A 12,270-nucleotide genomic window follows, 5' to 3' on the forward strand; every position below is an offset into this window, starting at 1 on the left:
GCAACCGGGGCGGCGGTAACACCCGCCCCGCCGAACCGACCCCGGCCCCCCCCCCGGCCCCCCCCCCCCCCCCCCCCCCCCCCCCCCCCCCCCCCGGCGGGGGCCCCCGCCCCCCCCCCCGGCGCTCCGCCTGTTCCAACTGCTCGGCGAGATCCGGGAGCTCCGGCCTCTCCAGGACCCCCGACACCGTCTTCATCTCCGTCATCCCCCCGTCGCGCCCGTCAGCTCGGCACGGCCGTGCCGTAGAAGGCGTCCAGAGCGTAGACGCACCGGTCCTTGGAGCCGACGAAGACCCTCCCCCCGACGGCCACCGGGGAGCCGGTGAGCTCGCCCTTGGTGCCGAGCTCCCAGCGGAGCTGACCGGTGGTCAGGTCCAGGGTGTGCAGGGAGTGGTCCCGGCTGCCGAGGTGGACCAGGCCGTCGGCGACGGCGGGGGTGCCGACCAGGTCGCCCCGGGCCCGGTAGCGCCAGCGCTCGTGGCCGGAGGCGGTGTCGAAGGCGTGCAGGGTGTCCCCCGCGCCGACCAGGGCGGTGCCGCCCGCGACCACCACGGGCTCGGCGCCCTGACGGCTGCCGGTGCGGCCGCGCCAGCGGTCCCGGCCGGTGGCGGCGTCCAGCGAGTAGACGGTGCCGAGGTAGTCGGCGACGTAGACCGCGCCGTTGTCGACCGCGGGCGGGGTGAAGAGCACCACGGCCGCCTCGAACCGCCAGCGCTCGGCGCCGGTGGCCGCGTCCAGGGCGAACACCCGGGTGCCGGAGGTCAGGTAGAGGGTGCCGGCGTGCTCGACCGGGCGGGACGGGACGCCCTCGCCGACCGGGATGGCCCAGCGGATGCCGCCGCCGCGCGGGTCGACGCAGCGCAGCCGTCCGCCCCCGTGGTAGTACATCGCGCCGGCCACCAGGGCCGGGCCGGACTGCGGGTTCTCGTAGTCCTGCTGGGCGTCGTCGGCGCGCCAGAGCTCGGCCCCGCTGGCGGCCGAACGGAGCTGCACGCCACCGCCCCTGACGCCGCAGCAGAGCACGCCGTCGGCGGCGTCCAGGGAGTAGATCCAGCCGTCCAGCGAGTTGCGCCAGCGCTCGGTGCCGTCCCGGACGTCGACGGTGTACAGGTGCGGGCCGTCGGCGGCGTGCACCCGGCCGGAGTCCACCGCGAGCGCCCAGGCCACGTCCCGGGTCTTGTAGCGGCGCTGGCCGGAGCCGATGTCGAGGGCGTGCACCTCGAAGCTGGAGACGAACAGGGTGCCCTCGGCGACCACCGGGGTGCCCCAGACGTCGTTGGACATCCGGAACCGCCAGGGGCGCCAGCGCGGGGCGGGCGGCTCGGCCTCGGCGGGCGGTACGGCCCCCGAGGGCGTCGCGCGGCGCACCCAGTCGGTGCCGGGCCCGGCCATCCCGCCGGGCGCCGCCTCGGCCCGGGGGCCGGGCCCTATCGGCACCGCCGCCCCGGCCAGCCGGACGGCCCCCTGGGCGGGCGCGCCGTGGCCCGGGGCACCCTGGCCGGGGACGCCCTGCGGCGGGCGCCCGGAGAGCTTCTCGGTGGCCCGCTCGTGCTGCGGCTGCCCGGGGTGCCCCGGGTGGCCGGGCCGGCCCACCGGCGGCCCCACCGGCGGGGCCGGGTGCCCCTGCGGATGGGGCTGCGGCTGCGGGGCGGGGACCGGCGCGGGCGGCGGGGTGGGCCGGCGGTTGCGCTTCTGCTCGATCAGGTCGATCGCGCTGACGGGCAGCCAGTCCCCCGCCTCCCCGGCCGCGTCGTCCCGGGAGAACAGGTGCGGGGCCAGCTCGGCCTGGATCTGGGCCGGGGTCGGGCGCTGGTCGGCCTCCTGCCGCATGCAGGCCCGGACCAGGTCGTGCAGCTCGGCCGGAAGGCCGGTCAGGTCGGCCTGGTCGCGCAGCAGTTGGAAGACGGTCTCGACCGGGTTGGCGCCCCGGTAGGGGGCGTGGCCGGTGGCGCAGAAGACCAGCAGCGAGCCGAGCGAGTAGACGTCGCTGGCGCCCGTCACGCTGCGGCTGTCCTTGGCCTGCTCGGGCGACATGTAGGCGGGGGTGCCGACCGCGACGTTGGTCATGGTGAGGCGGGAGCTGGAGACGCCGGCGGCGATGCCGAAGTCGATCACCCGGGGGCCGTCCTCGACCACCAGCACGTTGGAGGGCTTGAGGTCGCGGTGGACCAGCCCGGCCGCGTGGATGGACTGCAGCGCCTCGGCGATGCCCGCGATCAGCCAGCGGACGGCGTCCACCGGGAGCGGTCCGCAGTGGGCGACCAGGTCCTCCAGGGACGGCGCCGGGACGTACGCGGTGGCCAGCCAGGGCACCCTGGCGTCCGCGTCGGCGTCCACCACGGCGGCGGTGTAGAAGCCGCCGACCGTCTTGGCCGCCGCGATCTCCCGGGCGAACCGGACCCGGAACAGGTCGTCCTCGGCCAGTTCGGCCCGCACCGTCTTGATCGCCACCCGGCGGCCGGAGGCGGAGCGTGCCAGGTAGACCAGTCCCATCCCGCCCGCGCCGAGCCGCCCGAGCACCTCGAAGGGCCCGATCCGCCTCGGATCGTGCGCCGAAAGCTGGTCCACTCCGCAGTCACCTCCCCGTCCTGCCGCCACCCGGTCGGGGGCGCGACGCCCCCGATTCTCCAATGCCCGCCCCGCCTGATCCAATCTCCCCCGCCGCAGCCCCGGCCGGGGCGGGTTCCGGCCGTCCTGTCAGGGATCTGACGGACCGACGGCCGACGGGTGGCCGGCCGGCGGCCATCCGGAACAGGAGGCTCCGGTACGGTCACTCTGCGCCACCCGACGGAGCCTCAGCCGACGACCCGTCACGCTGGGGTCCCGTCAGATCACGGGGGGGAACGACCCCGCCTTCCGGATCTGAATATCCATCAACACGGGCGGCCTAATAGTCGCATCACCGAATCGCGCCAAGATCTTGCCACGGTAAGCTGACGGCATGACAGGACAAGTTCGCACCGTCGACGGTCGCGTCGCCGGGCGACGCGGACAGGAGACGCGGCAGAAGCTGCTCGACTGCCTCCGCGAGATGCTCAGCACGTCGCCTTACCGGGACGTCAAGGTCATCGACGTCGCCCGGATGGCAGGCACCTCCCCCGCGACCTTCTACCAGTACTTCCCGGACGTCGAGGGCGCAGTCCTCGAAATCGCCGAGGAAATGGCCGAGGACAGCGCCGAGCTCAAGGAGCTCGTCGATGGAAAGTCCTGGGCGGGAAAGACCGGTCTCACCACGTCGGAAGACCTGGTCGAGGGTTTTCTCGCCTTCTGGCGCAAGCACGATGCCATTCTCCGAGTCGTCACTCTCGGTGCGGCCGAAGGGGACAAGCGGTTCTTCAAGATCCGCATGAAGGTCCTCAACTCGGTGGCCGGGCCCCTCGCCGAGGCCATCTCGGCGAACCAGGGGAAGACCGACAAGACGGTCGACGCCTCCGGACTCTCCGGGGCCCTGGTCTCGCTGCTCGCCTCGGCGGCCGAGCACGCCAAGGCCTTCACCTCCTGGGGGGTGAAGGCCAAGGACCTCAAGCCCACGCTGGCGCTCCAGATCTACCTGGGCGTCACGGGGAAGAAGCCGCCGAAGTAAACCACCCGTCCACGCGTGCTCCGTCCCGGTTTCCTGTCCGGGACGTGCCGGACGCCGGCCGTGTCCTCGGGGGAGGTTGGCCGACCGCCACACCGCGCAGCACGCCCGACCGATGCGAAGGACCCCGGGCCCGTGAGGGCCCGGGGTCCTTCGCCGTCCCGGGGGTGCGTCCCGGGTGTCCGAGGGGCGGTGACGCCGAGGGGTGGCCGACGCCGAGGGGGCGTCAGGGGCAGCGGACCACCTGGCCGGCGTAGGCCAGCCCGCCGCCGAAGCCGAACAGCAGCACCGGGTCGCCGCTGCGCAGCTCGCCGCGCTCGACCAGCTTGGAGAGCGCCAGCGGGATCGAGGCGGCCGAGGTGTTGCCGGACTCGACCACGTCCCGGGCCACCACCGCGTCCTCGGCCAGGCCGAGCTTGGCCGCGATGGCGTCGATGATCCGCAGGTTGGCCTGGTGCGCCACGAAGCCGCGCAGCTCGGAGGGCTCCAGCCCGGCCTTGGCGCAGGCCTGGCGGGCCAGCGGGGCGAGCTGGGTGGTGGCCCAGCGGAAGACGGTCTGGCCCTGCTGACTGATCGTCGGGTCCCAGCCGGTGATGACCACCGCGTCGCCCTTGTCCGGCTCGGTGCCCCAGAGCACCGGGCCGATGCCCGCGCGCTCGTCCGGGACGGCCTCCAGCACCGCGGCCCCGGCCCCGTCCGCGAAGATCACGCAGGTGGTGCGGTCGGACCAGTCGATGGTGTCGGACATCCGCTCGGCGCCGATCACCAGCGCGCGGGTGGCGGAGCCGGCCCGGATCGCGTGGTCGGCGGTGGCCAGTGCGTAGGAGAAGCCGGAGCAGACCGTGTTGATGTCGTACGCGGCCGGGCTCTTCACGCCCAGCCGGGCGGCCACCGCGGCGGCGGTGTACGGGCTGCGCTCGGTGGCGGTGCAGGTGGCGACCACCACCAGGTCGATCTGGTCGGGCATCAGACCGCTGTTGGCCAGCGCCTTCTGGGCAGCCCCGGTGGCGAGGTCGACCAGGGTCTCGTCCTCCGCGATGTGGCGGGTGCGGATGCCGACCCGGGAACGGATCCACTCGTCGTCGGTGTCGACCAGCGTCGCCAAGTCGTCGTTGGAGAGGACCTTGGGCGGCTGGTAGTGGCCGAGCGCCACGATGCGGGAGGCGGTCATACCACCCACTCAACAGCGTTACCGGCCGGTCGCCCGGTCGCGCACCGGTACAACGTACGAGGTCGGAAGCTGTAGGGGCTGGACAACTCCCCCGTCGTCAAGCCCCTCTCAGGACGCGAGCGAGGCCGCGTCGCCCATCACGATGGCCGGCTTGGCGGCCGGGTCGAGCGCCTTGATGAGCTCGACCATCTGCGCCTCGGGCAGCGAGACGCAGCCGTGGGTCGGGCCGCCGTGGTCCACGTGCAGCCAGATGCCGCCGCCCCGGCCCACGCCCATCGGGTACTTGGTGGAGAGCGGGGAGGTGCCGGGCACCCGGTTGTAGTTGATCGCCACCACGTAGTCGAAGGAGCCGGCCAGCTGCTCGCCGTTGAAGCCGGTGCCGCCGATGACGAAGGCCTTGTCCTGGTCGTACGGGAGCTTCGAGCCCGGGTCGGCCTTGCGGCCGCCGGCGTCGGTCAGGGCGTAGACGCCGATCGGGCTGCGCAGGTCGCCCTGCTTCTTGTCGCCGGCGGCGGTCCAGCCCTTGTAGGCGTTGTGGCCCTGCCAGGTGGCGCCGGGCTTCCAGCGGTTGTCCGCGGTCCGGGTCCAGAGCACCACGGCGGTCTCGGAGGCGTCGGCCGCCTTGCCGGTGGCGACCAGCAGCTGCCGGGTGTCGGCCGGGATCTGGGCGGCGAACTTCGGGCCGATGCCGGGGATCGCGGCGAAGGTGCCGTCGCCCCGGTCGGAGCGGTCGGCGGCGGGCTGCTCGGTCCGCTGGTCGGCCTTGGCCTGCACCGGGTCGGCGGACGGGGTGGCCCCCGACGGGCCGTCAGGGAGCGGGCGGTCCGGCACCCCGGCGGCGGTCACCCGCGGCTCGGCGTTGCCCGGCCCGACGGTGAACCAGCCGGAGACGGCGGCCAGCAGGAAGGCGGTGGAGCCGAGCGCGGCCTTGCCGCCGTGGCTCTTCTTCTTGGGCTTGCGCCGGTGCCCTCTCGGACGCGCCCCCTCCTCCAGGGTCACGGGGGCCGCTGCTGCCCCGCCTCGAGGTTTGGCGCGATGGGAACCGGACATGGAGCGATCCTTCCAAAGCCTCGGGCCGGAACGGAACCCTTGGCGTGTGGTGAGCCTGTGAGCATACGCGCCTCGGATACGCACCGTCCCCCGGGCGGGGTTGCCTCCCGGGGGACGGTGTGACGCACGGCTCAGAGGCGCATCGCCTGCGGGGTCTCCCGGCGGTTCAGGTCGGGGCCCTCGTACTCGCGGATGATCTCGTAGCGGGTGTTGCGCTCCACCGGGCGGAAGCCGGCGTCGCGGATCAGGTCGAGCAGGTCGTCGCGGCCCAGCTTGTTCGGGGTGCCGAAGTTGTCCGCGTCGTGGGTGATCTTGTACTCGACCACCGAGCCGTCCATGTCGTCGGCGCCGTGGCTGAGCGCCAGCTGCGCGGTGGTGACGCCGTGCATCACCCAGAAGACCTTGACGTGCGGGACGTTGTCGAAGAGCAGCCGGGAGACCGCGAAGGTCTTCAGCGCCTCGGCGCCGGTGGCCATCTCCGTACGGGCCATCAGCTTGTTGCGGACCACGCCGTCCTTGGAGTCGTGGAAGTCGTGCTGGTACCGCAGCGGGATGAAGACCTGGAAGCCGCCGGTCTCGTCCTGGAGCTCACGCAGCCGCAGCACGTGGTCGACCCGGTGCCGGGGCTCCTCGATGTGACCGTAGAGCATGGTGCTCGGGGTCTTGAGGCCCTTCTCGTGCGCCAGGCGGTGGATCCGCGACCAGTCCTCCCAGTGGGTCTCGTGGTCGACGATGTGCTGGCGGACCTCCCAGTCGAAGATCTCCGCGCCGCCGCCGGTGAGCGACTCCAGGCCGGCGTCGATCAGCTCGTCCAGGATCTCACTGGCCGTCAGGCCGCTGATCCGCTCGAACCAGTGGATCTCGGTGGCGGTGAAGGCCTTCAGCGAGACGTTCGGCAGCGCGGCCTTGAGCTCGCGCAGGCTCCGCGGGTAGTAGCGCCAGGGCAGCGTCGGGTGCAGGCCGTTGACGATGTGCAGCTCGGTCAGCGACTCGACCTCCATCGCCTTCGCGAGCCGCACCGCCTCCTCGATCCGCATGGTGTACGCGTCCTTCTCGCCCGGCTTGCGCTGGAACGAGCAGTACGCGCAGGAGGCGGAGCAGACGTTGGTCATGTTGAGGTGGCGGTTGACGTTGAAGTGGACGACGTCGCCGTTCTTCTGCGTCCGCACGTGGTGCGCCAGACCGCCGAGCCAGGCCAGGTCGTCGCTCTCGTAGAGGGCGATGCCGTCCTCGCGGGTCAGCCGCTCACCCGCGTAGACCTTCGCCTCCAGCTCGCGCTTGAGCCCTGCGTCCATGCGGTGCCCCGCCTCCTCGTGCCTCGGATATCGACCGGAACGAGCCTACGCCTATGCGGCCAGCAGCTCGGCCAGCAGCCCCGGGTCGACGTTCCCGCCGCTGACCACGGCGGCGAAGACCCGGCCGTCGAGCTCGGCCGCGCGGTGGAAGTAGGCGGCCGGGGCGACCGCTCCGGAGGGCTCGGCGACCAGGCGGCCGCGGCGGGCCAGCCGGGCGACGGTGGAGCGGATCTCCTCCTCGGAGACCGTCACGATGTCGTCCACGTAGGCCTGGATGTGGTCGAAGGGCAGCACCCCGACGCTCGGCGTGCGCAGCCCGTCGGCGATGGTGCGGTAGGTGAGGTCGGTGGACCAGCTGAGCCGCTCGCCGGCCCGGAAGCTGGCCTGCGCGTCGGCGGCCAGCTCGGGCTCCACGCCGATCACCCGCACGCCCGGGCAGGCCAGCTTGAGCGCGGCGGCGGTGCCGCTGATCAGGCCGCCGCCGCTGACCGGCACCAGGACGGTGTCCAGCTCGTCGGGAGCGTCCTCGGCGATCTCCAGGCCGACGGTGCCCTGGCCCGCGATGATGTACGGGTCGTCGTACGGCGGCACCCAGACGTACCCGTGACGCTCCGCCAGCTCCTGCGGCAGGGTGTCCCGCTCGCCGGGGGCGACCAGGATCACCTCGGCGCCGAAGGAGCGGGTGTTCTCGACCTTGACGGCGGGCGAGACGTCCGGCATCACGATCACGGCCTTGATGCCGAGCAGCTGGGCGGCGTAGGCCACCGCCTGGGCGTGGTTGCCGCTGGACTGGGCGACCACGCCGCGGGCCCGCTCGGCCTCGCTCAGCGCGGAGAGGCGGTTGTACGCCCCGCGCAGCTTGAACGCGCCGGTCGGCTGGAGGCTCTCCGGCTTGAGCCAGAGCCGGCGCGTGCCGTCCTCCGCCCACGGGGCGGGCAGCAGCGGCGTGCGCACCGCCACTCCCTCGATGCGCTGCTGCGCGGCGCGCAGCTCCTCCAGGCCGACCAGTGCCATCGCTCTACTCCCCCGAATCCAACGGCAGTTCGCTCACCCGGTTCTCCCACTTGGTGGAGAGCACCACGGTGGTCCTGGTGCGGGCCACCCCCTTGGTGCCGGAGAGCCGCTTGACCACCGACTCCAGGCCCTCCACGTCGGAGACCCGGACCTTCAGCATGTACGAGTCGTCACCCGCGATGAACCAGCAGTCCTCGACCTCGCCGAGGTCCTTCAGCCGGTGCGCCACGTCCTCGTGGTCGGCCGCGTCGGTCAGCTGCAGACCGATCAGCGCGGTGACTCCGAAGCCCAGCGAGGCCGGGTTGACGGTGGCCCGGTACCCGGTGATCACCCCGGCCTGCTCCAGCCGGTTGATCCGGTCCGTGACGCTGGGCCCGGACAGGCCGACCAGGCGGCCGAGTTCGGCGTACGAGGCCCGGCCGTTCTCCCGCAGGGCCTGGATGAGCTGTCTGTCCACCGTGTCCATGTATCCGCCCGCGTCCTTCCGAACCTCTCCAGACCCACAGATCATTATCCGGTTTCGAAGGCGACATGCTCAGATCGACCCGGATATCTCAGAGAACATACCTTCCCAACGAGCGTCCGCTTACCCGACCTTCCCGCCGTCGCCCAACTCTCCCTCCCAACGCCGGTAGAGCGTGTGCGGCACACCGACCGCGTCCAGCGCCCTCCCGGCGACGAAATCGACCAGTTCGCGGGCGGTCGAGCCGCCGGCGTAGAAGCCCGGCGAGGCCGGCAGCACCACGGCGCCCTGGGCGTCCAGCTCCACCAGGTGCTTGAGCGTCACCCCGCTGAGCGGGGTCTCGCGCAGGCAGAGCACCAGCGGCCGGCGCTCCTTGAGGGTGACGGAGGCGGCCCGCTGGAGCAGGTCCTTGCTCAGGCCCAGCGCGATCCCGGCCACCGCGCCGGTGGTGGCCGGCACCACCAGCATCCCCTTGGCCGGGTACGAGCCGCTGGACGGGCCGGCCGCGAAGTCGCCGGCCGGCCAGTAGCGGACGTCGTCGAGGTCCTCGCTCCCCAGCCACGCGGCCAGGTCCTCCCGCCAGTGCGCGTCCCGGAAGGAGATGCCGGTCTCGTCCAGGATGGTGAGCCGGGCCGCCCGGCTCACCACCAGGTCCACGGCCTCCCCGGCCGCCAGCAGCGCCCGGATCACGGAGGCGGCGTACGGCGTCCCGGACGCTCCGGACACCCCGACCACCCAGGGCCGGCGGACGTTCTGCTGGTCTGTGCTCATACCGGGCACATTAGGGGGTGCCCGCGGCGGTCCTCACCCGGGCGGGACCCGGGTCGCCACCACGGTGCTCAGGTCCGGGGCCAGCCGGAGGTCCACCGCGCGCAGGGCCGGGTGGCCCAGCCAGTGCAGCCGGGCGTGGTCCGGTTCGCCCAGGTGGCGGGGCGGCCACCCGTCGCTCGGCGTGAAGTCGTCCACCACCAGGACCCCACCGGCCGTCAGCAGCCGCTCCGGGTCGGCCGGTTCGGTCTGCTTGCCGTTCCCGCCGCCGTCCAGCACCAGCAGGTCGGACGGGGCGTGGCGGTAGATCTCGGTCCAGTCCCCGTGCACCACCCGGACGTGCGGCACCTGCGCGAACACCTCCGCCGCCAGCGCCGCCCGCCCGGCGTCCCGCTCCACGCTCAGCAGCTCCACCCCGGGCCGGGCCGCGCTCGCCATCCAGGCCAGCCCGACCCCGCACCCCGTCCCGGTCTCGGTGATCCGCCCGGCCGCCCCGGCGGCCAGTGCGTGCAGCAGCCGCCCCTGCTCGGGGCGGCAGGAGTGGGCGAAGCCGTGCGCCCGCGCGACGGCCAGCGCCCGGCGGACCAGCGGCGGCAGCTCGGTCCGGTCCGCGTAGGAGTCGGTGCCATGAGTGGACATGCCCGCCATCCCATCAGCCCGGGGCCCGGCCCGTCCGGCGTTCGGGTTACTCGGCCCGGCTCCGGGGGGTGCCGTCCGGGGCGAGCTCGATCAGCTGGACGCGGCCGTCGCCGGTCCTGATCCGGATCCGGTCCGGGCCGTCCCAGGCCGCCTCGACCAGGGCACCGTCCTCGGCGTCGCCGTTGAACCGGCCGAGGTGCCAGCGCCGTTCGGTCAGCCCGCTGCCCTGCTCCAGGTAGACCATCCAGAGCGGGTCGATCATGTCGCGGCCCGTCTCCACCACCAGCTCGCGGTCGGCCCGGGCGGGTGCCCGGTGCCGCTCGGCCAGCTTCCAGTCGTGCTTGGTGAACTGGACGGCCGGAATCGCGAGGAACCCGAGCACGACGACCGCGATCAGGACCGTGGACCTGACCGAGTCGTCCCGGCTGCCGACCACCACGGCGGCCGTCAGCAGGAGGACGAGCGCCGCTCCCCAGTGCACCGGCCGGTCCAGCTCCTGGATCAGCACCAGCCCGCCCCGGTGGGTGGCGATGCTGCCGATCACCTGGGCCACCAGGACCAGCCCGGCCAGCGCCAGCAGGGCCCGCACCTTCGTCCGACGCCCCGTCACTTCCGCCCCCGCACCCATCGCCCCGCCTTCGCGCCGGACAGCACGAGCGCCGCCGCGAAGGCCGCCGCACTGGCCAGGAGGGCCGCCAGGGGCTGGTTCAGCGTCCGCAGCACCCCCGGCAGGCCGTCCACTCCCCCGGCCAGCAGCCCCAGCGCACCGGCCACCAGCAGCAGCACCGCCAGCGCGAAGAGGCCCCGCGCGGCTCTTCCCCGTCGTACCGGCTCAGCCGTCATCCCCACGTCTCCCCCACCGCACATTCGTTCGTGTGAAGGTGAGGGTACGTCAGGAGAGCGGCGCCGCGGTGGCCTTGTCGATCACGGTCCGCTCGATGGCGCGCAGCAGGCGCTCCGTCTCGGCCGGGGTGAAGAGGCGGGAGTCGGCGGTCATGGCGATCTCCAGGCCGCCGGGCTGGTCGGCCATGTGGAGGACGTAGCTGACCCGGCCGCCGTGGTCGGTGGCGGGCTGCCAGCTGAGGGTGGCGGCGGGGGAGGCGGCCGCGGTCCAGGCGGGGTCCGGGGCCGGGAGGGGGGCGACGCGCTGGTCGTTGTACCAGCAGGAGCGCTCGAAGAGCACGCCCGGCTCCCCGGCGTACGGGGCGAGTTCGGCCTCCAGGGCGCTCTTGTCGTAGTAGGCGCTGCGGTAGGCGGCCAGCGAGGCGCGCTTGGTGCGGCCGAGGAGTTCGGCGAAGTCGGCGCCCTCGGTGTCGATGGCGAGGTAGCCCTCCATGGCGAGCGGGCCGGTGGCCCGGGCCAGGCCGCTGTGGAAGCGGTTGTTGACCATCAACTGGAGCCCGCAGCGGCCGGTGCCGGCCCACTCGGCCAGGGTGAGCGCGGTGGCGGCGAGCAGCACGGTGGGCGGGGTGGCCCGGACGGCCGGGCAGAGCCGGGCCAGGGCCTGCGGCAGGGCCGGGGAGAGCAGGTGGGCCCGGCGGTAGGGCGGGTCCTCGGGGGCGGGGGCCGGCCGGGGCCGGGTCTCGGGGGCGCGGGCCCCGGCGGCGGCGGAGCGCCAGTGCCGGCGGGCGGCCGCGTCCAGCCGCTGCCCGCGGGCGGAGCGCTGTTCGGCGGCCTGCTCCAGCGGCTGGAGTTCGGCGGCGGAGTCCTCCCGGACCTGCTCGCGGCTCGCGCCGGTGGAGAGCGCGATGAGGTCCTCCATCAGCCGGGGCAGGCCCCAGGCGTCGGCGGCGGTGTGCGAGAAGACGGCGGCCAGGTGGTGCACCAGCCCGTCCTCCACCACCACGCCGAACCGGGCCTGCCACTCCCCCGCGTAGTCGAAGGCCCGCCCCCAGAGCTCCTGCCGCAGCTCGGCGCCGATCCCGGCGGCGGTGTCGGCGGTGCCGGGGCGCAGGTGGAGCGGGGCGCCGCCCTCGCCGTCCAGTTGCTGGCGCAGTTCGCCGTCGGGGGCCTCCACCACCCGGGTGCGGAGGGCGTCGTGGACGTACAGCAGCCCGCCGAGGGCCTGGCGGACCGTCTCCAGCGGGAGCGGCGGGGAGACCGGGCCGTCCACCGGGACGTTGTAGGCGTGGTCACCGGGGCGGAGCGCCCGGAGCGCGTGCCAGATCGCGTACTGGCCCCAGGTGACGGGGCCCTCGCCGCTGCGGGCCCCGGTGCAGCTGACCCACAGGGTGGCGGCTTCGGCTTCGGCTTCGGTCTTCACCGGACGTCCCTCCGGGCGGCAGGAGGAA

Annotated in this window: 12 protein-coding genes; 1 reads left to right on the plus strand and 11 read right to left on the minus strand. The window is 73.9% G+C overall.

The annotated features are described in order from the left end of the window. Nucleotides 1-221 precede the first annotated feature (221 nt). Nucleotides 222-2,567: a PQQ-binding-like beta-propeller repeat protein gene (locus ACIA8O_RS28720; protein WP_396296865.1), complete on the minus strand. Its 2,346-nt coding sequence runs from the start codon at nucleotides 2,565-2,567 to the stop codon at nucleotides 222-224. A gap of 373 nt (nucleotides 2,568-2,940) precedes the next feature. Here ACIA8O_RS28720 and ACIA8O_RS28725 point away from each other — a divergent pair, with 373 nt between their 5' ends. Further along, nucleotides 2,941-3,582, plus strand: a complete 642-nt coding sequence (locus tag ACIA8O_RS28725) for a TetR family transcriptional regulator (RefSeq protein ID WP_396296866.1) — start codon at nucleotides 2,941-2,943, stop codon at nucleotides 3,580-3,582. Between the two features lie 223 nt (nucleotides 3,583-3,805). On the opposite strand, the gene ACIA8O_RS28730 is transcribed toward ACIA8O_RS28725, so the two are convergent. The 10 genes from ACIA8O_RS28730 to ACIA8O_RS28775 all read right to left on the minus strand — a co-directional run bounded on the left by ACIA8O_RS28730 (nucleotide 3,806) and on the right by ACIA8O_RS28775 (nucleotide 12,242). Further along, on the minus strand, nucleotides 3,806-4,750 hold the full coding sequence (locus ACIA8O_RS28730) for a beta-ketoacyl-ACP synthase III (protein ID WP_396296867.1): 945 nt from the start codon (nucleotides 4,748-4,750) through the stop codon (nucleotides 3,806-3,808). Between the two features lie 108 nt (nucleotides 4,751-4,858). Continuing rightward, a complete protein-coding gene (locus ACIA8O_RS28735) occupies nucleotides 4,859-5,749 on the minus strand; it encodes a L,D-transpeptidase family protein (protein WP_396296868.1) in 891 nt (296 codons plus the stop codon). A 182-nt stretch (nucleotides 5,750-5,931) separates the two neighbouring features. Continuing rightward, a complete protein-coding gene (mqnE, locus tag ACIA8O_RS28740) occupies nucleotides 5,932-7,095 on the minus strand; it encodes an aminofutalosine synthase MqnE (protein WP_396296869.1) in 1,164 nt (387 codons plus the stop codon). A 51-nt stretch (nucleotides 7,096-7,146) separates the two neighbouring features. Then, complete coding sequence (locus ACIA8O_RS28745; protein ID WP_396296870.1) at nucleotides 7,147-8,109, minus strand: threonine/serine dehydratase; 963 nt, start codon at nucleotides 8,107-8,109, stop codon at nucleotides 7,147-7,149. Between the two features lie 4 nt (nucleotides 8,110-8,113). Next, nucleotides 8,114-8,575 (minus strand): Lrp/AsnC family transcriptional regulator, encoded by a 462-nt coding sequence (locus tag ACIA8O_RS28750; RefSeq protein ID WP_396296871.1) that lies wholly within the window; start codon nucleotides 8,573-8,575, stop codon nucleotides 8,114-8,116. Nucleotides 8,576-8,695: 120 nt separating this feature from the next. After that, nucleotides 8,696-9,343: a UbiX family flavin prenyltransferase gene (locus tag ACIA8O_RS28755; protein ID WP_396296872.1), complete on the minus strand. Its 648-nt coding sequence runs from the start codon at nucleotides 9,341-9,343 to the stop codon at nucleotides 8,696-8,698. A gap of 33 nt (nucleotides 9,344-9,376) precedes the next feature. Then, nucleotides 9,377-9,979: an O-methyltransferase gene (locus ACIA8O_RS28760; RefSeq protein WP_396296873.1), complete on the minus strand. Its 603-nt coding sequence runs from the start codon at nucleotides 9,977-9,979 to the stop codon at nucleotides 9,377-9,379. A 46-nt stretch (nucleotides 9,980-10,025) separates the two neighbouring features. Beyond that, a complete protein-coding gene (locus tag ACIA8O_RS28765) occupies nucleotides 10,026-10,589 on the minus strand; it encodes a hypothetical protein (RefSeq protein WP_396296874.1) in 564 nt (187 codons plus the stop codon). Next, complete coding sequence (locus tag ACIA8O_RS28770; protein ID WP_396296875.1) at nucleotides 10,586-10,822, minus strand: hypothetical protein; 237 nt, start codon at nucleotides 10,820-10,822, stop codon at nucleotides 10,586-10,588. The genes ACIA8O_RS28765 and ACIA8O_RS28770 overlap by 4 nt, the downstream gene beginning before the upstream one ends. 49 nt (nucleotides 10,823-10,871) lie before the next feature. Further along, on the minus strand, nucleotides 10,872-12,242 hold the full coding sequence (locus tag ACIA8O_RS28775; protein ID WP_396296876.1) for a condensation domain-containing protein: 1,371 nt from the start codon (nucleotides 12,240-12,242) through the stop codon (nucleotides 10,872-10,874). Nucleotides 12,243-12,270 lie beyond the last annotated feature (28 nt).

Origin of the sequence: Kitasatospora sp. NPDC051853 (assembly GCF_044452665.1) — a bacterium.
Lineage (GTDB): Bacteria > Actinomycetota > Actinomycetes > Streptomycetales > Streptomycetaceae > Kitasatospora.

Excerpts from the sequence above, each read along its gene's own strand:
- ACIA8O_RS28725 (WP_396296866.1), top strand. The coding sequence starts at position 2,941 with ATGACAGGACAAGTTCGCACCGTCGACGGTCGCGTCGCCGGGCGACGC.
- ACIA8O_RS28730 (WP_396296867.1), bottom strand. The coding sequence starts at position 4,750 with ATGACCGCCTCCCGCATCGTGGCGCTCGGCCACTACCAGCCGCCCAAG.
- mqnE (WP_396296869.1), bottom strand. The coding sequence starts at position 7,095 with ATGGACGCAGGGCTCAAGCGCGAGCTGGAGGCGAAGGTCTACGCGGGT.
- ACIA8O_RS28745 (WP_396296870.1), bottom strand. The coding sequence starts at position 8,109 with ATGGCACTGGTCGGCCTGGAGGAGCTGCGCGCCGCGCAGCAGCGCATC.
- ACIA8O_RS28750 (WP_396296871.1), bottom strand. The coding sequence starts at position 8,575 with ATGGACACGGTGGACAGACAGCTCATCCAGGCCCTGCGGGAGAACGGC.
- ACIA8O_RS28755 (WP_396296872.1), bottom strand. The coding sequence starts at position 9,343 with ATGAGCACAGACCAGCAGAACGTCCGCCGGCCCTGGGTGGTCGGGGTG.
- ACIA8O_RS28760 (WP_396296873.1), bottom strand. The coding sequence starts at position 9,979 with ATGTCCACTCATGGCACCGACTCCTACGCGGACCGGACCGAGCTGCCG.
- ACIA8O_RS28770 (WP_396296875.1), bottom strand. The coding sequence starts at position 10,822 with ATGACGGCTGAGCCGGTACGACGGGGAAGAGCCGCGCGGGGCCTCTTC.